1 protein-coding gene is annotated in these 536 nt (G+C 66.4%); it reads right to left on the minus strand.

The annotated features are described in order from the left end of the window. Positions 1 to 10 precede the first annotated feature (10 nt). The coding region (locus QM693_RS37495) for a transposase family protein (RefSeq protein ID WP_283348029.1) at positions 11 to 536 on the minus strand (526 nt) is incomplete at its 5' end.

The following is a 536-nucleotide window of genomic DNA, read 5'->3' on the forward strand; positions in this document are numbered from 1 at the left end:
TGAGGTTTTCTCAGTAACGGCCTGCGTGCTCGAATTGCGTGAGTACGAGCGCCGCTTTGGTGATGGAACCGATCCTTTTGGGGCACAGGGTGATCCTGTCGAGTGCCTTCCATCGCGTGGTGAGCAGCGCAGCGGCACGTTCGCCGAGGCACCGCAGACTGGTCAGCAGCATGTTGCGGCAGACGGTGTCGGTGTCGAGGGTGTTGCCGTCGGCAGGGGCTTTCGTGGGCATGTGGATACCGATGCCGGTGCCCTGATAGCCCTGGTCGGCGAGGGTGAGCAGACCCTGCGCCGCGGCGGCGTACAGGGCTCCGGTGACCCGGTGTGTGCGGGCAGCGGTCAGATCGTGGGTGCTGCCCGGCAGCGCGTCGGAGACCCACAGCGGGAATCCGTCCGCGGTCGCCACGAACTGGATGTTCGCGCCGAATCGGCGGTGTTTGCCGGAATACCACAGGTGGATCGGGGTGCCTCTGCTGCCGAGGGTGGTCTCGGCGACCCGGTCGCTGGGGATGAGGGTGCCGTCGAGGATCACGTGG

Source organism: Rhodococcus sp. IEGM 1305, from assembly GCF_030058635.1.
In the GTDB taxonomy this organism is placed as follows: domain Bacteria; phylum Actinomycetota; class Actinomycetes; order Mycobacteriales; family Mycobacteriaceae; genus Rhodococcus_F; species Rhodococcus_F opacus_D.